23 protein-coding genes and 1 riboswitch are annotated in these 21368 nt (G+C 50.8%); of the genes, 3 read left to right on the top strand and 20 right to left on the bottom strand.

What is annotated here, in order from left to right:
* The 10 genes from tgt to EFBL_RS16705 all read right to left on the bottom strand — a co-directional run.
* Nucleotides 1-764 (bottom strand): tRNA guanosine(34) transglycosylase Tgt (gene tgt, locus EFBL_RS21490; RefSeq protein ID WP_231705851.1); only part of this gene is annotated, 764 nt, incomplete at its 3' end.
* Nucleotides 765-808: 44 nt separating this feature from the next.
* Entirely contained in the window at nucleotides 809-1849 is a 1041-nt protein-coding gene (gene queA / locus EFBL_RS16665; RefSeq protein ID WP_096183299.1) for a tRNA preQ1(34) S-adenosylmethionine ribosyltransferase-isomerase QueA, read from the bottom strand.
* A 75-nt stretch (nucleotides 1850-1924) separates the two neighbouring features.
* The gene (locus EFBL_RS16670; protein ID WP_096183301.1) at nucleotides 1925-4039 is read right to left on the bottom strand and encodes a SpoIID/LytB domain-containing protein; all 2115 of its coding nucleotides are present in this window, start codon (nucleotides 4037-4039) and stop codon (nucleotides 1925-1927) included.
* A gap of 139 nt (nucleotides 4040-4178) precedes the next feature.
* Nucleotides 4179-5387 (bottom strand): anti-sigma factor domain-containing protein, encoded by a 1209-nt coding sequence (locus EFBL_RS16675; RefSeq protein ID WP_096183302.1) that lies wholly within the window; start codon nucleotides 5385-5387, stop codon nucleotides 4179-4181.
* Nucleotides 5388-5407: 20 nt separating this feature from the next.
* Nucleotides 5408-6151, bottom strand: coding sequence for an RNA polymerase sigma factor SigI (gene sigI / locus EFBL_RS16680; protein ID WP_096183303.1), 744 nt, complete (start codon nucleotides 6149-6151; stop codon nucleotides 5408-5410).
* Nucleotides 6152-6212: 61 nt separating this feature from the next.
* Nucleotides 6213-6437, bottom strand: coding sequence for a DUF2905 domain-containing protein (locus EFBL_RS16685; RefSeq protein ID WP_096183305.1), 225 nt, complete (start codon nucleotides 6435-6437; stop codon nucleotides 6213-6215).
* Complete coding sequence (ruvB, locus tag EFBL_RS16690) at nucleotides 6421-7428, bottom strand: Holliday junction branch migration DNA helicase RuvB (RefSeq protein WP_096183307.1); 1008 nt, start codon at nucleotides 7426-7428, stop codon at nucleotides 6421-6423. The genes EFBL_RS16685 and ruvB overlap by 17 nt, the downstream gene beginning before the upstream one ends.
* A gap of 78 nt (nucleotides 7429-7506) precedes the next feature.
* On the bottom strand, nucleotides 7507-8112 hold the full coding sequence (gene ruvA, locus EFBL_RS16695; protein WP_096183309.1) for a Holliday junction branch migration protein RuvA: 606 nt from the start codon (nucleotides 8110-8112) through the stop codon (nucleotides 7507-7509).
* Between the two features lie 13 nt (nucleotides 8113-8125).
* Nucleotides 8126-8620, bottom strand: coding sequence for a crossover junction endodeoxyribonuclease RuvC (ruvC, locus tag EFBL_RS16700; RefSeq protein WP_096183311.1), 495 nt, complete (start codon nucleotides 8618-8620; stop codon nucleotides 8126-8128).
* Between the two features lie 83 nt (nucleotides 8621-8703).
* Nucleotides 8704-9726 carry a CobW family GTP-binding protein gene (locus EFBL_RS16705; protein ID WP_096183313.1) on the bottom strand — a complete coding sequence of 341 codons (1023 nt, stop codon included), beginning with the start codon at nucleotides 9724-9726 and terminating at the stop codon, nucleotides 8704-8706.
* 184 nt (nucleotides 9727-9910) lie between these two features.
* Here EFBL_RS16705 and EFBL_RS21710 point away from each other — a divergent pair, with 184 nt between their 5' ends.
* Nucleotides 9911-10039, top strand: coding sequence for a hypothetical protein (locus EFBL_RS21710; protein ID WP_269432713.1), 129 nt, complete (start codon nucleotides 9911-9913; stop codon nucleotides 10037-10039).
* 104 nt (nucleotides 10040-10143) lie between these two features.
* Here the strand turns inward: EFBL_RS21710 and EFBL_RS16710 are convergent, their stop codons facing one another.
* The 6 genes from EFBL_RS16710 to safA all read right to left on the bottom strand — a co-directional run bounded on the left by EFBL_RS16710 (nucleotide 10144) and on the right by safA (nucleotide 16955).
* The gene (locus EFBL_RS16710; protein ID WP_096183315.1) at nucleotides 10144-10896 is read right to left on the bottom strand and encodes a YebC/PmpR family DNA-binding transcriptional regulator; all 753 of its coding nucleotides are present in this window, start codon (nucleotides 10894-10896) and stop codon (nucleotides 10144-10146) included.
* Nucleotides 10897-10995: 99 nt separating this feature from the next.
* Nucleotides 10996-12144, bottom strand: coding sequence for a Ger(x)C family spore germination protein (locus tag EFBL_RS16715; RefSeq protein ID WP_096183317.1), 1149 nt, complete (start codon nucleotides 12142-12144; stop codon nucleotides 10996-10998).
* Nucleotides 12141-13277 (bottom strand): GerAB/ArcD/ProY family transporter, encoded by a 1137-nt coding sequence (locus tag EFBL_RS16720; RefSeq protein WP_096183319.1) that lies wholly within the window; start codon nucleotides 13275-13277, stop codon nucleotides 12141-12143. Before EFBL_RS16720 ends, EFBL_RS16715 begins: the two co-directional genes overlap by 4 nt.
* Entirely contained in the window at nucleotides 13246-14850 is a 1605-nt protein-coding gene (locus EFBL_RS16725) for a spore germination protein (RefSeq protein WP_096183359.1), read from the bottom strand. Before EFBL_RS16725 ends, EFBL_RS16720 begins: the two co-directional genes overlap by 32 nt.
* A 107-nt stretch (nucleotides 14851-14957) precedes the next feature.
* Complete coding sequence (gene nadE, locus EFBL_RS16730) at nucleotides 14958-15887, bottom strand: NAD(+) synthase (protein ID WP_231705852.1); 930 nt, start codon at nucleotides 15885-15887, stop codon at nucleotides 14958-14960.
* Between the two features lie 150 nt (nucleotides 15888-16037).
* Nucleotides 16038-16955 carry a SafA/ExsA family spore coat assembly protein gene (gene safA, locus EFBL_RS16735; protein ID WP_165912739.1) on the bottom strand — a complete coding sequence of 306 codons (918 nt, stop codon included), beginning with the start codon at nucleotides 16953-16955 and terminating at the stop codon, nucleotides 16038-16040.
* Nucleotides 16956-17089: 134 nt separating this feature from the next.
* On the opposite strand from safA, the gene crcB (EFBL_RS16740) reads away from it, so the two are divergent.
* Both crcB (EFBL_RS16740) and crcB (EFBL_RS16745) read left to right on the top strand, forming a co-directional pair.
* Nucleotides 17090-17494, top strand: coding sequence for a fluoride efflux transporter CrcB (crcB, locus tag EFBL_RS16740; protein WP_096183323.1), 405 nt, complete (start codon nucleotides 17090-17092; stop codon nucleotides 17492-17494).
* Nucleotides 17491-17838 (top strand): fluoride efflux transporter CrcB, encoded by a 348-nt coding sequence (gene crcB, locus EFBL_RS16745; protein ID WP_096183325.1) that lies wholly within the window; start codon nucleotides 17491-17493, stop codon nucleotides 17836-17838. The genes crcB (EFBL_RS16740) and crcB (EFBL_RS16745) overlap by 4 nt, the downstream gene beginning before the upstream one ends.
* Nucleotides 17839-17925: 87 nt before the next feature.
* Here the strand turns inward: crcB (EFBL_RS16745) and EFBL_RS16750 are convergent, their stop codons facing one another.
* The 4 genes from EFBL_RS16750 to EFBL_RS16765 all read right to left on the bottom strand — a co-directional run bounded on the left by EFBL_RS16750 (nucleotide 17926) and on the right by EFBL_RS16765 (nucleotide 21277).
* Nucleotides 17926-18759 carry a MetQ/NlpA family ABC transporter substrate-binding protein gene (locus tag EFBL_RS16750; protein WP_096183327.1) on the bottom strand — a complete coding sequence of 278 codons (834 nt, stop codon included), beginning with the start codon at nucleotides 18757-18759 and terminating at the stop codon, nucleotides 17926-17928.
* 113 nt (nucleotides 18760-18872) lie between these two features.
* Nucleotides 18873-19496: a methionine ABC transporter permease gene (locus tag EFBL_RS16755; protein ID WP_165912741.1), complete on the bottom strand. Its 624-nt coding sequence runs from the start codon at nucleotides 19494-19496 to the stop codon at nucleotides 18873-18875.
* A 43-nt stretch (nucleotides 19497-19539) separates the two neighbouring features.
* A complete protein-coding gene (locus tag EFBL_RS16760; protein ID WP_096183331.1) occupies nucleotides 19540-20553 on the bottom strand; it encodes a methionine ABC transporter ATP-binding protein in 1014 nt (337 codons plus the stop codon).
* 92 nt (nucleotides 20554-20645) lie between these two features.
* Nucleotides 20646-20772: riboswitch (SAM riboswitch) on the bottom strand.
* 106 nt (nucleotides 20773-20878) lie between these two features.
* The gene (locus EFBL_RS16765; RefSeq protein ID WP_096183333.1) at nucleotides 20879-21277 is read right to left on the bottom strand and encodes a PilZ domain-containing protein; all 399 of its coding nucleotides are present in this window, start codon (nucleotides 21275-21277) and stop codon (nucleotides 20879-20881) included.
* Nucleotides 21278-21368 lie beyond the last annotated feature (91 nt).

The following is a 21368-nucleotide window of genomic DNA, read 5'->3' on the forward strand; positions in this document are numbered from 1 at the left end:
AGATCGTCCGGCGATCCGACCCCCATCAGATAGCGGGGTTTCTCTTTCGGAAGCAAAGGGGCAGTAAACTCCAGCACCTCATACATCACGGGCTTTGGTTCCCCTACCGACAAGCCTCCAACAGCGTATCCCGGGAAGTCCAGCTCCAGCAATTCGGAAACGCTTCGTTCCCGCAGATCCCTCTCCATTCCCCCTTGGACAATTCCGAACAAGGCCTGGTCGTGTGGGCGTCTGTGGGCTTCCTTACACCTCTTGGCCCAGCGGGTGGTTCTCTCAAGGGAATCCTTCAGATATTCCCTGGAAGCGGGATGTGGTGGACATTCGTCAAAGGCCATGATGATATCGGCCCCCAAGGCGTTCTCCACTTCGATGGCTTTCTCCGGTGAAAGGAACAGTTTCTCTCCCGACAGATGCGAACGAAATTCCACCCCTTCTTCCGTAATCTTCCGAAGATCCGACAAAGAAAACACCTGAAATCCACCGGAGTCGGTCAGAATGGCCCGATCCCAGTTCATAAACTTATGCAGCCCTCCTGCTTCCTTCACCAGGTCATGCCCCGGCCGCAAGAACAGGTGGTAGGTATTGGACAAAATGATTTGAGCCCCAATCTCCTTCAATTCTTCAGGGCTCATTGCTTTAACGGTAGCTTGAGTTCCTACGGGCATAAACACGGGAGTTTCGATGGTTCCATGCGGGGTATGCAGCCTTCCCCTGCGCGCACCCGTGTGTTTGTCTGTTGTCAGCAATTCGTATGTAACAGCCATCAGGCTTCCCTCCCAAGACTCCTCGCATTAATAATGTTTCGGATTCAGATGATCAGCATGGCGTCGCCGAAGGAGAAGAAACGGTACCGTTCCCTGACAGCTTCTTCGTATGCCTGCATTACATTGTCCCGTCCTGCCAAAGCGGAAACCAGCATGATCAGGGTGGACTTGGGCAGGTGAAAATTGGTCAGCAAACCGTCGACCACCTTAAATGAATAACCGGGGTAAATAAAGATATCCGTCCATCCCCTGTCTTCTCTCAAGGAATCTTCACCAAGAGCAGCCATTTTGCTTCCCACTGTCTCCAGTGTCCGGCATGCGGTGGTGCCTACGGCGATCACCCGTCCTCCCCGTTGTCTCGTATCCCTGATCAGATCCGCAGTTGCCTGGGGAAACTCATAATATTCGGCATGCATCTTATGTTCTTCCACTGTCTCCGTCGATACCGGCCGGAAGGTGCCCAGTCCTACGTGCAGCGTAACGAAACCCGTCCGAACGCCATTTGCCCGGACTTTGTCCAGAAACTCACCGGTGAAATGCAAGCCGGCGGTAGGAGCGGCAGCAGACCCTTTGTTCCGGGAAAAAACGGTCTGGTATCGTTCCGCATCCTCCAAACGCTCCGTGATATAGGGCGGAAGCGGCATTTCCCCAAACCGGTCCAGGACCTCATAGAAGAGTCCCTCATAATCGAAACGGACAATCCGTCCGCCTTCTTCCGTAGTCTCCAGGATGTCCGCCCTGAGCATTCCGTCTCCAAACTCGACCGTCGTTCCCGGCTTCAACCGTTTCCCGGGCCGGACCAGTACCTCCCACAAGTCAGGTCCCCTCTCCTTAAGCAAAAGAAACTCGACTTGACCACCCGTATCGGGCTTCCGTCCATATAATCGGGCGGGTATTACCCTGGTATCATTCAGGATCAGGCAATCTTCCGGCTGCAAATAATCAAGCAATTCGGTAAACATCCGGTGTTCGATTCTGCCGGAGGAACGCCCCAGCACCAGCAGGCGCGAACCTGTCCGTTCCTGCAAGGGATGCTGCGCGATCAATTCTTCCGGCAGCTCAAAATCAAAATCTTCCACTCTCATCTCGGTTCTCCTGTAACATGCCTCGTCTTCAAGGACATACGTTGGGGCGTGTTGCTCCACACGCCCCGGGATCTTTCATTGCTTGGGTGTCAAATACGTACCTGTATAATAGTGTTGCAAAATCTGGTCGTACTTATAACCTTCCCTTGCCATGCCATAAGCGCCCCATTGGGACATGCCCAGTCCGTGACCGTTGCCGCCGCCCCACAGAATGAAAGCGGGGTCTTTGGTTGCAACCCGGGTGGTTCCCTGATGGTTCATGATGACAAACGAATCGTTGGCTCCGTTTACCTGGGCTACCGTTCCGCTGCCGGATACCGCGTGCAGGATTTGCCCCTGCGTTCTTGCAGCGGGATAAGCACTGTGGCTCCCGTTGGCTCCCAGCACCATGTATTCCCCGGTAGCTTCAATCGAGAACAGCGTTCCTGTCACTCCCAGTACAGCTCGCATCTCATCGCCGGTTCGCGGACGTATCTGTTGCCCGTTGGCAGATACTGCCCGGACACGCCCGGATGGACCCTGTTCGGAGATTTGAAAGGAGGTGACAGGGCTTGCCAGGCCCAGCCGGTTCTGAAGTTCAGTAGCTGTGAAACCACGCATCCATGCGGAATCGTCATATTCTTTCCGGGTCTCAAGAATCACTACCCGCTCGCCTTTCTTGGCGGTACCGATAATTTTTCCCGTGATGCGTGAGATGTCAGGTAAAGGACGGACGTTAGAATCGTCTTTTACGATGCCTTCTTCCAGTCCAAGATTATTCTTTGTACCCGATTTGGCAACAAAATCATGCCGAATATATCCGATCATTCCGCTCGGCAGCACCACCCGGTACCAATCAGGCTCCTGGTTGATTTCAATGGAGATGCTGTCCCAGCGGCTGTCCACCGACTTCAGATAGGGAACCGCATTCCCCCACACTTCCGTTGCATCAGCTGAGCGGCCGCCGTGAGTTGCCGAGAAAAAAGTCGAAACGACATAGTCGTCATTGTAATTTTCAGGAGTGCCGTTATTGTACATAAGAACCTGGCCGCGGGTGGCCTCAACAGCCTGACTGGTGTCTTCGTGCTCCCAGGTGTATCCCCCGTAAGCCTGTTCCCATACGGTGTCATCAACCTGGGCAATCACCCACTTCGTCGGAGATTGTCTTACTGCATAAGACCGTGCTGCAACCGCTTGCGCTTTTAGTGCCTCCATCGGCCACCCGGTGCTGACTTCCTTCGGAACAACGCCTTTCAGATAATCTTCTATTGGAAGATGGTTGACCACTGCCAGCCGCTGGTTGTAGCCTCGAAGAATCAATTGACCGCGATACGTCAATCCCTTCTCCTCAAACCGGATCACCCCCGGGTTCCCGCCTGCCTGAAACACAAGCTCCTGTTTTGTGGATTCCGTGAACAGGTGATGGACAATATTTGTTTCGGATGCCGCATCTTGTTTGAACATAACATAGTTGGAAGTATAATCGACCGGAACCGCCTGAATCCCTTTCCCGCCAAGTTCCGCCTTGAGGGCATCCCGTTCCGCCGCAGTGGCTCCATTCCCAACCCAAACCTCATAAGAATTGATCCCTGTTGCAGTTTGCCTCGCACTTACATAGGCATCATACCCTTTGACCCGAATCGAGTCGGCAGCCTGCTTGGCTGCGTCATAGGTCGGGTGACTTCCGGTTGAAAGCCTGTACCAACCGGCCACCTTCTTCCCAAGTCCCAGTCCGCCTATTGAATTGGCCGCATTTTGCGCTTGTTGGTAGGTTTCGTAGTAACCGTTGACGACTTGGTAAATATTCCTGCCGCTCCTTGATTCCACAAAGATATTGCTGGCGAACCCTGCTGCCGTAAGCTTTTGAAAGAGAGCTTCCGCTTCCGGCCAACTGTTGGCTTCTCCCGCAACGACATAGAAATTATCCAGGCTCCCTCTGATGACTGTCCCCATCGGTACTTGATATACGGGACGAAAACCTGAAGCCGTATGGAAGCCAAATGCCAGTTCGCCCAATTTTCCCGTAAGGTTTACCGTATCAAAGCTGTTGTCATATTTGTCAGAGTTGATGCTGAGAGCGACCCTGATAGAGTTCTGGGCAACTGCATTTGCTCGCGGAAGCATATCGGCGGGGACCAGGGACCCGGCCAACAATACACTGCATACGCCAACTTTGATTCTTTTCCAGAACGGTTTTATTGTTTGTCCCATATCGGTCTCCTCATCGAATGTTTCAGTTACCCTTCAATTTCGACATATTTAGCCAATATCCTTCCCCAGAAGTCATTTCTCGCTTTGATGACAGGAGACCGGCATGTTCAAAACCAGCCGGTCTCCTGTCTATCAACTATTATCTGTCATCGTCTTGGTCGTCCTGATTCTTGTTTTCCTCCTGCCGATGCTTGGAATCCCGCTTCTCGAAGAACTGTTTCAGCCATTCTTCCAAGCCTTCTTTTTGCTCGTTTTCATTTTTCTTCTTGTGTTCCTCTTTGTCCGAATCTTTTCCGGAATTTCCGTCAATGTCCCCGTCTTTGAATGGAATCACCGCTCTTGGCCTGCCATTATCAGAACCGGGTTTGCCGTCCTCACGGCCTTTCCATCCGGGCCGGCTGTCTGATTGGTCCTTGCCGTTGTCTTTCTTGTCTTCATCTTTCTTGTCGTCGTCTTTTTTGTTCTCATCTTTCTCGTTCTCACGGTTCTTCTTGTTATCCTGCCGGTTTCCGTTGTTTTGCTTTTGCTGTATCGCCTTCAGGTGCTTCTCTTTCAATTCCGCCAGCAGATCCTCCAATTTTTTGCTGCCACTCATGCTTTGCATAATTTCTTTCATGTCTTTGCCGTGCTGTTTGGCTACATCGGAGACCGACTGATTCTTCAATTCCTCGACGGTTACGGGAATTTCACGGGCTTGTGCCTGCAGATAAAGTGCGTATTTTCCCGGAGAAAGCCCTACCGTCATCGCTTCCTGGCGGATCTCCTGCGACACGAGGACGCCTCCCACATTGGCGGCAATTCCAGACTGTTGCAGGGTTTGGCGCATGGATGTCATTACTTGTTGTTCCAGATCTTCAATGTTTAACCGGGAAGCCCCCGCATCCGTTGCGGTGACAAGAATTTCGCTATCCTGCTTGAGGAAACCCTGCTTTGCCGCTTCGTCTGCCAAATCGGTAACGGCCGATTCAATTGACTTCCCTTTCAGATGCAGCCCCTTGACCAACGCCTCGCCGTCAGGGTTTAAGGGAACCACCTGCAGAACCTCTTTCTCCTTGTCGACTGCCAGTTCCAGGCTTGGATTGATATCAATGGCAACATATGCCGAAACCGGACCTGGCTCAAATAGCGGTTTCATCTGCCATACGCCAAGTGCAAGAGCAAGACAGGCCACCAGCAGCCCAATCCCATTCCATGCGGCAAATCGCTTCTTGGACGAGGCTGGCATATCAACCTCTTGCCCTATACGCATCCCGGCCTGTGCAGGAATCCGCAAAAACTGCCGGTCTTTTGTCATTACAATCGCATGGGAGCCAGTTACTTTCATGATGATTCCTTTTGTTTCATGCATGACTGCCCACCCTCTAAACTCTACTGAATGTATCCCTTTAGCATTTCAAACTCGCCAATCAGAATCAACGTGATGGCTATGATATATTTTCTCTGCCGTTCAACCGTTTTTCGGCTGACAGAGACTCTGGAACTTAACAATTTCAACGGCAGCGCTTTTTTGTCCATAAGGTAATTTCTCAACTCGCTGTCACCGGCAATGACCCGGGCCACTTCCATTGCGTTCAGCCGTGCGTCTGCGTGCTTGGGTGACAGTTCCACAAGCTCGTCAAGACTAATGTCAAACTCGGCCAACCATTCCGTGAATCGGATAATTTCGTCCTGGCGCGTTTCGATTTCAATGCTTTGTTGATGCAAATCCAGCGACCTCTGGACTTCCACATAGTTGACCACGTGGTCTTCCTCGTCATCCATGTCAAAATCGCTGAATGGGACATCTTTGTTCCGGACCGACTGCGACCGGTAAAAATCAATCAGGCGCCGCTTGATTACCGTTTCTGCAAAGCCAAGAAAACTGGCTCCTTTTTGTATGTCATATCGGTCAATTGCCTCATTGAACGCAGACAAGGCGACGCTGAATTCGTCATCAACTCCGGGCTCCACATAACGGCCGGTTGTCTGGGATGCGCATTTGGCGACGAACGGGATATAATCCTCCAGCAACTTGTTCCGCAGTCTTGAGTCGCCCTTTTGGATCAGGTCGATCAATTGGTTCAGATCCGAGTGCTCTTCCGTTTTTTTGCGACGGAACGGTAGAATCGCCACCCATTCCACCTCGCTTGATATAAATTTCGAGGGAAAGCTTGTTTTTGTGGGGTATCGGCCGTTATCTGCGGAAATAATTCCACAAAAGAGTCAGCAAAGTCAGTGCGACGCTGATCAAAATGCTTGTCATGACGGGAAAATAGAAAGAAAAATTGTCTTTCTTTACCACAATGTCGCCGGGCAATCTACCCAGGTATCCAAGCCATTTGCCGCCTGCTTGCCAGATCAGAGCAAGAACGATGAATGCAATTCCGATTCCCAGCAAAGTTTTAGCTACCGGATTCATTCGGAGCCACCCTCCCGAAATGTGCATAAGCGCCATTGGTTACCACACGTCCCCGTGGAGTTCGCTGCAAAAATCCGATCTGCAGCAGGTAAGGTTCATATACGTCCTCAATCGTATCCGGTTCCTCTCCGATAGTTGCCGCAATGGTATCCAGCCCGACTGGGCCCCCCTGGAATTTGTCCATGATCGACAGCAGCAGCTTATGATCCACCTGATCCAACCCCAAAGGATCGACTTGAATTTGTCTCAGGGCGTCTGCCGCAAGATCCCGGGTTATGATCCCGTCCCCGCGGACTTGGGCAAAATCCCGCACACGTTTTAAAAGGCGGTTTGCCACCCGGGGAGTGCCCCTGGATCGGCCGGCGATTTCCACTGCCGCATCCGGCAGGATTTTTACTTGCAGGATGTCAGCTGCCCGGACCACAATGCGGCAAAGATCCTCAACCGTATAGTAATCCAGATGACTGACCACTCCAAACCGGTCCCTCAACGGTGAGGACAAAAGACCCGCGCGGGTAGTCGCCCCCACCAAGGTAAAGGGTGGCAAGTCCAAACGAACCGAACGGGCGCTGGGACCCTTCCCGATGATAATGTCCAGGGCGAAATCTTCCATGGCAGGATAAAGCACCTCCTCCACAGTCCGGTGCAGGCGGTGGATTTCGTCAATAAACAGTACGTCTCCCTGCTGCAGATTCGTCAAGATGGCTGCCAGATCACCCGGTCGTTCAATCGCGGGACCGGATGTTATACGGATGTTGACGCCCAATTCGTTGGCAATGATGTTGGACAGTGTTGTTTTGCCAAGTCCGGGAGGTCCGTAAAGCAGCACATGATCCAGTGCTTCCTGACGCATCTTGGCCGCCTGAATGAACACCCGCAGGTTCTCTTTGACCTGCTTCTGCCCGATATATTCTTCCAAATAGCGAGGGCGGAGCGATTCAAGCGCTCCGTCCTCCCCCATATATTGTGCGGATATAATGCGATCTTCCATCTTCCCGCTCCCATCTCGCGTTGCGCTGCAAACAGTCCCCCACTGCAGGCCAATCCCTTGTTTCGCTGAAGAAGAGATCTATTTTGCCAAGAGTTGCAAAGCTTTCTTTATGAGGGATTCAAGCGAAGCTCCTTCCGCGGCCTCATTCGACAACTTGCGAACAGCCGCCCGTGCTTCCTTCTCATTATAGCCCAGTGCCAAAAGCGCATCAAACAACCCGGAATCCCCTGTTAATGGACTATCTCCCGCAGGAACGACAATTCCTCCGATTCCCGGCGTGCCAAGATCATCCAGCTTGTCTTTCAACTCGATAATCAATCTTTGGGCCGTTTTCTGCCCGATTCCCGGCAGCCGCTTCAAAAAATCCACCCGCTCTGTCTGAATGGCCTCCACGATAGCATCCACCTCTGCTGCTCCCACAATCGTCATTGCAGCTTTTGGGCCCACTCCGGATACATTCTGCAGCCGCACAAACAGGTCCCGTTCGTTTCTGCTTTTAAAACCGTAGAGTGTGATTGCATCCTCCCGCACATGCTGCTGAGTATACAATCGCTCCCTGGAACCCGGTTGCAGGGAATATGCCGTTGTACCGGACACATATACCCGGTATCCGATCCCATTTACATTTACTACTGTATGATCATGTGCAACATCTTCCACGATACCCTCAACAAACGCTATCACACCAACACCTCAATCAAAGCTGACCCAATTTGGAAAGGTACGGGACCATGTGGGCATGGGTAATGGCAACTGCCAAAGCATCCGCCACATCGTCCGGCTTCGGCACATCCTGCAGTCCCAGAAACATGCGCACCATCTCCTGGATTTGCTGCTTTTCCGCTTTACCGTAGCCCGTAATGGACTGTTTGATCTGAACTGGCTTGTACTCCGCCACTTGCAAGCCTGTTTGGGCCGCAGCCAACAAAACGACGCCTCTTGCCTGACTGACCCCGATCCCGGTCGTTACGTTCCTGCTGAAGAACAGTTCCTCCAGCGCAAGGGATTCCGGCTTGCGGCGGGAAAAGATTTCCAGCAGGGAGTCGTAGATCTGAAGTAACCGTTTTTCCATAGAGAGCTTCGTACTTGTTTCAATCAATCCGAATTCCAGCGGGCGCAACCGGTTGCCGGTCAGTTCGATAACCCCGTAGCCTGTCCGGCCGTAACCCGGGTCAATTCCCACAATCCGCATAATGCCCGCCCTCCTTCAATAAAATATTCGTTAGATGAACGTAAAATCCTGTACCCTTCAGGCAGGCATCGACCCCATAAGTCTCAGATCAAGCACCCCTGCAGCCTGCTCAGAATATCTTCCCGGTCCAACCTTTTCCCGATGAACACAAGTTTGTTCTCGCGGGGAATGCTGCCCCAATCCCCGTCGGCCACAGCCTGGCTCCGGTCCCCAACCAGGTGAAAGATCAATTTTTCATCGTAACCGTCAATCCAGAGAATCCCTTTACCACGAAATATTCCTTCCGGCAGATTGCCCATGAATTCGCCCAACCGGTCATAGTCGAAGGGGCGGTCGCTCACAAAGGACACAGAGGAGATTTCATCATCATGCAAATGGCTGTGGATATGTTCATGTGCCACTCCTGACAGGCAATCCGGACATTCTTCCAGCAGCACCAATTCGTCTTTCAGCAGTACCTGATCATCCTTGTCACCTTGTGGGAACATTCTTTCCAACTGGAACATCCCGACATCCAGCAGCAGGCGCAGGTCCACCCGGGCATTGGTCGTCTCCAGCAGCCGGGCCGAAGGGTTCAAATCTCCGATTTCATCTTTGATTTCTCGTACCTTTTCAGGGGTAACCAAATCGATCTTGTTAAGCAGCAGGATGTCCCCAGCCAGGATCTGATCAGTGGCTGTCCCGCTCAGTTCCAGATTCTCCGAAAATCTGCCGGCATCAATCACCGTGACAATGGCATCAAGACGGACTCGTTCAGACAGTTGATCAATCAAAAACGTCTGTGCCACCGGCCGCGGATCGGCCAGACCGGTAGTTTCCACCAGCAGATATTCCGGTTGTTCGCTTCGTTCGAGGATCTTTTCGATGGCTTGCTGCAGGTCTTCACGGACCGTGCAGCAAATGCAGCCGTTGGCAAGCTCCATTACTTCCTCCTTAGTGCCCACCACCAACTGGTGGTCAATGGAGATTTCACCAAATTCGTTTACAATGACGGCGACTTTCAGTCCGTGGTTTTCCTTTAGAATATGGTTCAGCAGAGTGGTCTTTCCGCTGCCCAGGGCACCTGTCAAAATCGTTGCCGGAATGCGCTTGTCGAATGGATCCATAGGCGCAACCTCCCGTTTTTTTCTATTTCCAGTATAGCATGGACCTTTCAGGCATTCTGCAAATTCCAGATATGGCAAAATTTTTTTAAAAAAATTCTCACCACCCCCTGAAACTTTTGCAGCTTTGCGACGTCTATATATATGAGAACAAAATGAACCAAATCTTGAGGAGGAAGGTGAGTGTATGGATCCGAACATTATACCGTTGTTTTTGCTTGCTGCTGCCGTCGGAGCCGGCCTCATGGTAATTGCCGCTCAAGCGTCCGCACCGGAAGGCGACCACCAGGACCCTTCCTCCCAACCGACAAACTGAGCAGAATCAACTTGCCGGGGGGCAGGTAAAGAAAGAAGGGTAACCGGTCGACGGTTACCCTTTCAGTATTACAGACTCTGCTTGAACGGTCAAAATGACCGGAATTACCCGATCTTCTCCAGCTCTTCATCCGATATTTCAAAATTGGAATAGACTGCCTGCACGTCATCGTGTTCTTCCAACGCTTCATAGAGTTCGAGCATCTTCCTGGCGTCTTCTCCGCGAAGTTCCACCGTATTCTGCGGAACGAAGGTGACAGTCGCGTCTTCAAACTTCACGCCCTGTCCCACAAGCGCTTCCTGCACGGCGGCAAAATCTTCGGGTGCCGTCGTGATCTCGTATTGATCGTCTTCTGCCGAGAAATCCTGGGCACCAGCATCCAGGGCCAGCATCATCAGATCGTCTTCCGAAAGTGAACTGTCTTCTTTATTTACGGTCAATACTCCTTTTCGTTCAAACATCCAGCCTACGCATCCCGTTTCCCCCAGATTCCCGCCGCGTTTGGAGAAGATATGGCGAATCTCCGCTGCGGTCCGGTTCCGGTTGTCCGTAAGCAATTCCAGCATTACGGCTACTCCGCCAGGCCCATACCCTTCATAAACCATTTCTTCATAGGTGACCCCGGGAATATTGCCAAGCGCCTTGTCAATCGTTCGCTGAATATTGTCAGAGGGCATGTTTGCCTCCCTTGCCTTATCAATTGCCATCCGCAGGCGGAAGTTGGTATCGGGATTACCACCGCCTGACCGGGCGGCACTGAAAATTTCCCGTGAGATCTTGGTAAACAGCTTCCCCCTCAGCGCATCCTGTTTGCCTTTTCTATGTTGAATGTTTTTCCATTTGGAATGTCCTGCCATGAATCTGCACCTCGACTTGAGAAAAATTCCACTCTTCAGTCTAGCACAGGGTACAAAAATCGGTCAAAGGTTATCGACGGATCTGACGGGAGGTTCCCCCTACTCTTGCTTGCCCATGGTCATCCCAAAACGACGCACTTTCACATGGTAGGACACATCAATCTTGACCTTCGGAAATGTTTTATCCCAGTCCACTTTTTTCCAAATCTCGGGATGAAAGGCCCGAACGGCAAATCCCAACCCCAGAACATCAGATGCCAGATCCCTTTGTACATGGTGGATCATCTCCTTTGCACGCTTTTCCAATTCTACCTCAATAGCATTTTGAACCTTGTTGATCACAGCCTCATTGTTGAAATCCACATTGCATTCCGATTCAAAGATGTCACCTTCCATTTTGACATCGTAGAGTGCGCGGATTTCGCCGTTTTTTTCCTCCACCTTTACCTTCGAAGACACTCGCCGGGGATGAAACGTCAGATCTCGATCCTTACTGTCAAAGCATGCTATCACAACATCACCGCCAGGCTGTTCTTTTCCCATATTCATATAGGCCCAAACGTGCGGTTCTTTTAGATTCCCCACCATTTTGCCGTCCCGGAACACGGCCATGCCGATCCACTTCATTCCTTTTTGGGTGGGAGCCACCATGTGCATCATGGGTTGGATGGAAGTGTCGGACATGGATATGAAAAAATCCCCCAGTGTAACATCCGGAATCCGTTTGTCCCTGGCACCCGATTCCAACATCTCTTTGATGAACATCATGGGAATCTGTTCCAGCTTGGGATCCTTATAGAGAAGTTCTGCTGCCCTCCCGGGAACCACTACCGGCCACAACAAACGCCGGACCTGCGGGGATCGCCGCAAGACGTCGACAAAATCCTCAATGTCCGTTTTGGCCACCTCGCTGCTGACCACCACAATACGGGTATGTCCGTAAAACAATTGCTGATTTAGACTCCTCTCGATGTTCTGAAATGCCGCCAGTACCGAGCGGCCGGAACCGGTCAGAATCCGGACTGCCTCTTTGCCTCCTTCACCACCGCCACCGCCTCCGGCCCCCACGATCCTGATGGGAATCGGAACCTGGATTGCCACATCCACGAGGTTCGGATCTTCTTGATTTTTGTCCACTGCAAATGCAACCACTGAGGCCCTTTGTTCCAGTTCTCTCCGGTCCCAACAACCTGTGAGGGAGGAAACGATCAACAGACTGCACAGAACGATTGCAAGTAGACGTCTCATTTTGCATCGGTCCCACTGTTCCTGAAAAATGACAACCCCAGCAAAGCGACGGGGATGACCACTGCCAGCAAAATCCCGGCAAAAGAAGTCCGATTTAATGCGGCGAACAGATCGAACTGGTTTCTGGGATTCATGGCGACCAAATACAGGACAGGCACCAACCCGATTGCGACGTATTGCGGTTTGCGAATTCCGAATGTATCGCATAAGAGACGTGTGCCTGCATAGAAGCAATTCCCTGCAGTAGTAAAAACAGCCGCCACCCAAACCCCGATAAACACCGCTTCCGCTCTTTCCAAGACCAACCCGGGCACATTGACCGATTTGACCAATTCAAGAGTGGGCCATGTCAATCGTTGCAGTTCTTCATGTCCGAAGGTGACGATACCGGCTATGACGATCAAGACATACACCAGACCAACGAATCCCATGCCCAGCATGTTGGCTCTTACATATTTGACTTTCTCGTCGTAGCGGGAAGCAAATTGCAGAATGATCTCGTACCCTTGAAAAGCGAGTGCAGTGCCAGCCACCGTCTGCAGAATCCCCTTGGTCTCCAAAGGGAACACCGGCATCAAACGGGTGAAATTCGCTTTCTGAAATGCCATCACACCCAGAATCAACAACGGTGCAACCATCAGAGGAAGCAAGAATTCATTGACTCGAAAGACCACTTTGTCTTTGCTCAAGCAAAGGTACAGCGTCAGCGCCAACATGCTTCCCACGATCACCTCGAGCGGAGTCTCCAGCAAAACCGCGGTAACCACAACCTCACCGAATGTACGCGCAACCAGGGCAGTCACTATCAGCCAATACCCCACGTAAGCCAAAAGAAGGGGGATTCCCAGCACCTTGCCCAATACCGGGTATTTTTTCGGACCTAACGTACGCGCCACAAAATTGGCAAAAGACTGCCCGTTCATACGGACGCTGAGAAGGGTCACCACCCACACCGCTGCCATTGCCAGGAGAAATCCAATAAAAATAGGGATCCACCCCTGCTGGTTTGCAATTTCAGTCGACATCCGCGGAAGTGTCAAGACACTCACGCCAATAACGGTACTGGTAATCAGGGACATGGACTGGCTTTGTGTAATTCGGTCAGTTATGATCGGAAGCGTCGGCTTGGTCATGGCTGTCTCCTTTCTTGATCCCTTGGGCAGAAGAAGGATTCACCCGTTCAGTATCCTGAGGCATGTTTGTTGGAGGCCGTTTGAGCATCCGATACAAGGGACTGCGGTAAAAGGTATCTTTCCATCCGACAAAACGCCGCGGCGCCATGGGTGCCAAATATGGTATGCCAAACGATTCAAGACTGCAAAGATGCACGGTGATGGCAATCACGAACAACATAATTCCGTACAGGCCCATCGTTCCTGCAAAAATCATCAGCGGAAACCGCAACATGCGCAGCGCAATCGACGCACTGTAGCTCGGGGATGCAAAGGAACCGATCGTAGTAAGGGCAACGATAATAACCATTACCGGGCTCACAATCCCTGCCCGTACAGCCGACTCCCCTACCACCAGGGCTCCCACTATGCCGATGGTCGGACCAATGGGTCCAGGCAACCTTACACTCGCTTCCCGCAAAATTTCCATCGTGATTTCCATCAGAAACGCTTCCACTATGGATGCGAACGGAACGGTCGCCCGCCCGGCCGCCATGGCTATTACCAATTTGGATGGGATCATCTCCGGGTGGAACGACGATAAAGCAATATAGAGCGACGGTAGCAGCAAGGCCATAAACATGGAGAGTACCCGGATAAAACGTATGAGTGTGGCGATCAGGAATCTCTCATAGTAATCTTCCGGACTGGTATAAAACTGGGAAAAAGTGGCGGGTGCGATCATGCCAAACGGCGAACCGTCGACCAGGATTCCCACTTTCCCTTCCAGAAGGGCGGCCGTCATCTTGTCGGGTCTTTCCGTGTTCTGAATTTGAGGAAAAGGGGACCAATGGGAATCTTCAATGAATTGTTCAATATAACCGCTTTCCAATACACCGTCAATTTTGATTTGTTGGATTCGTTCCCGAACTTTTTGGACAATAGCAGGCTTTGCAATCCCGTCAATAAACAGAAGGGCGACGTCAGTATCGGTGCGTTCCCCAACCTTGATTCCATTAATACGAAGGTTGGGATCTTTTAACCGCCGCCTGATTAGTGCCGTGTTGATTCTCAGAGTCTCTGTAAACCCGTCGCGGGGGCCGCGTACGACCGACTCCGTTCTCGGCTCCTCCACACCCCTTTTTTCCCAACCTTTGGTTGACACCGTCAGCGGTGACGCACCTTCATCAAGAAGCAGGACCGTATCCCCCGATAACACCGCTTTCGCAAGTTGCTGCATATCTTTTAAGACCCTGGCTTCACTGATCGGAATATGCCGAAGCAGATCGTTTTCTTCGTTGCCTTCCGTCCCGTAAACCTTGTCCTGGTTTACAAGTGGTTTTAGAAGGAAATGATTCACCGTCTTCGTGTCCACAAGTCCATCAATGTAAACAATGGCTGCACGTCGATTTGTTGGTTGGGTCATTTGAAATTCGCGGATGATCACATCATCGCTTTGCCCAAATAGGGTTCGAATCGTTATCAGGTCTTGTTCCAGGGAACCGGAAAACGACTTGCCCTTGTAATTTTCGGTAGTCTGTTCAAACCTTTGCTGCAGAACTTTATTTTCTTTAAGGATGCTTTTCCTGCGGATGAGCAAACCATATCATCCTTTATATGGGAATGAAGTTTTTTTGTAGTATGCGCAAATGTGCAAAAAAGAATATAAAAAGGGATCCCCTACAAAGGGACCCCTTCTTGCTACTTAACAAACAAAGCATTCATTTCCTTCGGAGCGGATGGTGGCATCTCCCGTTTATGTTGACTGCGTGCTTCCATCTCCTGTATCTTTTGCTTTACTCCGGCTGGCACTTCCAATCCCGCGATATAATCATCGATGTCATCATAACGAAGGCCCATTTCCGATTCATCCGTTTGTCCTTCGTAAAGACCTGCCGAGGGCGGTTTGCTGATAACCGCTGCCGGAATGCCAAGATACCGGGCCAACTCCCGTACTTGCCGTTTCAATAGGGAACTGATGGGCAGGATGTCCACTCCTCCATCCCCGTATTTGGTAAAGTAGCCGGTTACACTCTCCGGGGCATTGTCCGTTCCAACCACCAGATATCCCCGCTCTTGCGCCGCCAGATAGAGGGTCGACATGCGCAGCCGGGCTTTCAAATTGCCTCCTACCAGCGGATGTGAATCTTCGTCCACAAGCCCGGCTGACCGGGCGGTTTTTATAAGTACATTGTATGTATCGGACAGATCCATCACTTTATAATCCAGCCCAATCGCATTGCACACTTCTTCCGCATACATCCTGTCTTCCTGGATGCTGTTGCAGGGCATGATCAAACCAAGCGACCGCTCTGGAAAGGCCTTCTTGCAGAGAGCGGACACAACCGCGCTGTCGATCCCCCCCGATACCCCCACGACAACCCCGTTTGCCTTCGCTTCGGCAATTTTGTGCCGGATCCACCAGACCAAATTTTCAATGGTAAAAAAAGCGACCCCTGCTCTGAGATCTTCCACCTGCTCTGTTTGATTCTCCGATATCTCGACAGGCCCCTTGGTAAAATGATCTCCGGACAGCCTGCAAACAAGACTGCCATTTGTCTCCCTCAGCACAATCCCGTAAGAGGGACTGAACTCGCCCGCTTTCACCCTCACCACTTTCCGTGCTTCCATACTCATCCAACTCCTTTCTGAATTCTTTAGTCCAAGTCTACCCGGAAACATTTCTCATTTCCAGTACCATCTTCCTATAAAGAAAACTTGGCATTCACCAAGTACTTTGCTTGTACTTGGTGAATGCCAAAGCTACCCCCACCAAATGTGTCATTCATGTGCTTCAGGTCCGTCTTCCCCTCTCATGGGCTTTGGTAGGGCAGGGCTTGCAGCTTGCCATTCCCTGACAGATTGGAGATACCCGTCATCCCGTACACCCGGCATCATATGGTGCGCGGGACCATAGTACATATGACCGTGATGATGCATGGGACTGTGATGATACGGCATGCCATGAGGATACATCGGATACGGGTACAGATTGCCGCATTCATCCATCAGAAACGGATAGGTTCCCGGCGGGCAAGGATTGTAGTATACGGGAGGACAAGGGACCTTCATGCAAGGCTTGGTCATGACCGGCTTTTCCATGGGTTTCATTTTGGGTTTGGGTGGTTGTTTGATTTCCACCTTGACAGGCGGTTGCATGAAATATTGCGGATGGTACTCCAGCATCATCAAATGATAGTGGTAATCGGGGCCCTCGACCGGAATCGGTGCAGGTGCCGGTTGGGGTATGGGGGCTGTCACGATCGGCTTGACTTCGGTCATTTTGGCTTTTGGCATCGTCATCATTTCTTTGGTGTGCATGCCCGGTCCCATTAGAACGCTGTCCATGCCGTGAACCGGAATATTGATCACTTGCCCGGGCATAATCATGTCCGGATTTGCAATTTGGGGGTTGGCGGCAATAATGCTTGCCAAGGAATGCCCTGTTTTCTTGGCAATCTTCCATAACGTATCTCCGCTTTGCACCACATATTTCTCCACATTCATTCCCTCCGGCGTTGGAATATCGCTTGTAACTATCCCTTCAGTCGCAACAGGCACGTTGACTTTCATTCCCACATCGATCTTGTCAGGATCGGCAATTTGCGGATTGGCGGCAATCACTTGTGCCAACGGAACGCCGTACATTTTCGCAATTTTCCAAAGAGTGTCACCCTTCTGGACATTGTGTACCTTCAATCCATTCGTCCTCCTCTGGTTGAATGTCACTTGCAGTATATGCGCCCTAAGGACATTTGCCATGAATAAGGCAAAAATAGGCACTCAACCAAATTCTGAGCTATAATGAATAAAAATGACTCCGGGTGATCTCAATGAATTTTATCGCTGTCGCGGCCGGCGGCGCTGTCGGATCGCTTGCCCGTTACGTCCTTGCGCTGGTATTTCCTATAGACAACGTCCCATTGTTTCCTTGGCCGACTTTTCTCGCGAATGTCATCGGCTGTTTTTTGATAGGTCTACTCTTCCAAGCAACCGGAGAAAGACTAACGGACCATCACCTCCGGTTAGGCCTCGGCACAGGCCTGCTCGGCGGTTTCACCACTTTCTCCACCTTTTCTCTGGAATTGATTCAGATGGTCCGGGCGGGGCAAGTCCTGCTTGCGCTCTCCTACTGCTTTGCCAGCTTGGCAGTCAGTCTGGCAGCTTGTTATTGGGGAATTAGAGCCATACGAACATTTCAAGCAAAATTTCGGACAAAGACAGGTGATGCTGCATGACTTGGATATTGGTTGCGGCAGGAGGAGCGCTTGGGGCTGTTGCCCGCTGGCAGATCGGCCAACGGCTTGTCAAACTGTTTCCCTTGCGTTGGCCGGTCGGCACCTTTGCGGTAAACTTCTTTGGATCGTTCTTGCTTGGCTGGCTTTCCGTCACCCGATTGAGCCATCTCCAATGGGAATTCTTGGCCATTGGTGTTCTGGGCGCCTTCACGACTTTTTCCTCTTTCAGTTATGAAGCGGTATCCATGTGGCTTAAACAGGACCGGATACAAACCTTGTGGTATATTTTGTTGACCTTGTTGACCAGTATTGCTGCCTGTTGGGCAGGGACCCTGGCAGGTTGAACAAGACACCGGTCAGCAGTTCGTCAAGACGAAAAAAGGACCGGTTTCCACCGATCCCTTTTTCTAGATCAGAATATGTTTCTGCAATTAGAATGCAGGTACAACCGCACCTTGATACTTGTCTTCAATGAACTTCTTCACTTCCGGTGTGTTCAACGCTTTGGCCAATTTCTGGATCGCTTCCGAATCTTTGTTGTCAGGACGTGCAACCAGGATGTTCACGTACGGCGATTCCTTGTCTTCAATTGCCAGAGCGTCTTTGGTCGGAACCAGCTTGGCTTGCAGGGCAAAGTTTGTGTTGATCAATGCCAGATCGACTTCACCGAGTACACGCGGGAGCATCGCGGCCTCCACTTCTTTAATCTTCAGGTTTTTCTTGTTTTCCACGATGTCTTTCACAGTTCCTTTGATACCTACGCCATCTTTCAGTTTGATCAGATTGTTTTTTGCAAGCAAGGCAAGCGCGCGTCCACCGTTTGTCGGATCGTTGGGAATTGCAACTGTCGCGCCATCTTTCAACTCCTCAAGTTTCTTGATCTTCTGGGAGTAGATGCCAAACGGTTCAATATGAACCCCGGTTACCTTGACCAGGTTCATTTTGCGATCCTTATTCTCTTGTTCGAGGTACGGAACGTGCTGGAAGAAGTTTGCATCCAATTGCTTTTCAAATACCTGTATGTTCGGCTGAACATAGTCATTGAACTCTTTCACTTCGAGGGTAACCCCTTGCTCTTTCAGCTTGGGTGCAACAAACTTCAGGATTTCTGCGTGCGGAACTGCGGTTGCCCCGACTTTCAGGGTTACTTCCTTCTTATCGCCGCCAGCAGCCGGTGCCGGAGTCTCTGCGTTTTCTTTCTTGCCGCATGCGGACAGCGAGAACGCAAGTGTAAGGGAGAGTAGTGGTACAAGCCATTTTTTCATAGTTTAAAATTCCCCTTTCCGTGTTTGATGCTTTCATTTTTGTTTATATGAATCCCCGCGAACATTCCCAAAATCGGGGACACCCGCGAGTACATCATATATACCGTCTGGAATTATTTCCGGCTGAAACGGAGAACCAGCCAATCGCCGATGGACTGCAGAATTTGCACCAGGACGATCAGTATGGCGACCGTTACCAACATGACATCTGTTTGAAAGCGCTGATAGCCATACCGTATGGCCAGATCCCCCAAACCGCCCCCGCCGATAACGCCTGACATTGCGGTATATGACACCAATGCCACAGTCGTAATTGTAATGCCGGCGATCAGTCCGGGACGGGATTCAGGCAGCAGAACCCTTGAAATGATTTGCCAGTGGGTTGCCCCCATCGATTGGGCTGCTTCGATGACTCCCTTGTCCACTTCCCGCAAAGAAGTTTCCACAAGCCTTGCGAAAAATGGGGCCGCGCCAATCACAAGCGGTGGAATCGAACCCTGGATCCCGAGGGATGTCCCGACAATCAGCTTGGTAAAAGGAATCAACAGAATCATCAGAATGATAAACGGTACGGACCGCAGGATATTGACCACAAAGGAAGCGGTTGCGTAGAACAGCCGGTTTTCCAATAACTGTCCTTTGGAAGTCAGGAACAACAACACTCCCACCGGAAGACCGATGATAACGGTAAACAATGCGGACAGGCCCAGCATAATGAGCGTGTCTATCGTCGCCATTCCAATTTCCGCCCATTCGAGGTTCACAAAGCTGATTTCCAATTCAGATCACCTCCACTTCGAGTCCACGGTTCCGAAGCGCAGTCACCGTGTTCACAATCTGCTCTTTCTTGCCGTCCAGTTCAACCACCAGCTGTCCGTAAGGTGTGTCTTTCATGCGGGAAATGGTGCCCTGCAGGATATTGAAAGAAGCCCCGGTTTCCATCATGGTTTCGAACAAGACCGGTTGATAAGTTTGTTCCCCAAGGAACGTGATCCGAACAATCGTCCGGTCTCCAACCGCTTTCTCGTGGGCCACCGTTTCCTGCAATTCCATCGAATCGGCCACTTGCTCCACAAATTCCTTTGTGGTGGGGTGCTGAGGCCTTAAGAACACATCTGCCACAGGTCCGGTCTCGACTATTTGTCCCCCGTCAATGACAGCCACCCGGTCGCAAATAGAACGGATCACATGCATTTCATGCGTGATCAGCACGATTGTGATGCCCAACTGGCGATTTATGTCCCGCAGCAAGGCCAGAATCGAATTGGTAGTTTGCGGATCCAGCGCTGACGTAGCTTCATCGCAAAGCAGCACGGCAGGATCATTGGCCAGTGCCCTGGCAATGCCCACCCGCTGCTTCTGACCGCCTGACAGTTGGGCTGGATACTTGTCCCGATGCTGCTCCAATCCTACAAGCTTTAACAGTTCCGCTACCTTGCGCTCAATATCCGCTTTTGGACGTCTGGCCAATTGCAGAGGGAACGCAATGTTTTCACCCACCGTGGCGGAAGACAGCAAATTGAAATGTTGGAAGATCATTCCGATTCTCCGGCGTTTCTCCTGCAGTTCCCTGGCAGTAAGCGATGTAAGGTCAACTCCATCCACAATCACCCGCCCGGAAGTAGGTTGTTCCAACAGATTCATGCAGCGGATCAGCGTACTTTTACCGGCACCGGAATGACCGATGACCCCGAATATTTCTCCTTTCCCAATCGACAGGTGAATGCCGCTCAGCGCGGGTACCTCCGATTTTCCGACGATATAGTGTTTATGCAAATCCTGTAATTGGATCATACGTAACACCCCCATTTCCGCTCTGAAGTTTGCCGTCATAGAAAAAACCCTTTTTCTACAGACTGAAAAAGGGCTTTCATTTCGAATGTCCCTTCTCATCTGTCAGGTATTCGGATACCTGAAGGAATTGGCACCATGCCGCCCGTCTAAAGCGATTGCTTCAGACGAACCGGTTGCCGGGCTTCATTGGGCCTGTCCCTCCGCCTCTCTGGATAAGAAGAATTACCGTTTATATGAATTATGAATATTTTATACTAAAAAGACAAATCTCAGTATACCTATTTCATGTCAGTTAGTCAATAAAAAATCCTGCATTAAAAGCAGGTCATGTCCGGCAATTAGGTTTTTCATCGGAGTTCATGTTCTTTTGGTTCCGGCTTCGAATTTGAAGCTGGTAGAGTTTCGACATCAGTTCCCGTTGCTCCCTGTCAGTGAAAAAGACGAACTTGACACCATATTGGAATTGATCGGATGTCGATTTTTTCCATACCAGTTGGCCATAAACCTGTAACTGTTGTTCAGGTAAGTTCACATCAAATTTCCAGATCAATTCTTCACTGACAGGAATGTCACGTTCCGAAACAAAACAGAGTCCTCCTCCGGAGATGTTTCTCAATACGACTTCAAACTGTTTTCCGATAGGCATATACCGGTTGCCAAGCTTTCTTAGTTGAAGCGAACAAAAGGCGTTCAGTGGAATCCTGTAATGCTCCCTCCGCTGCATGCTGATTTCCAGCCTTTACTTTGAGATTAAAGGAGACAGTTTTAAGTTATCAAAATTTTCTTCCGGTCTCCAGTTACTCAAGTCCTATTTT

The organism is Effusibacillus lacus (assembly GCF_002335525.1).
Lineage (GTDB): Bacteria > Bacillota > Bacilli > Tumebacillales > Effusibacillaceae > Effusibacillus > Effusibacillus lacus.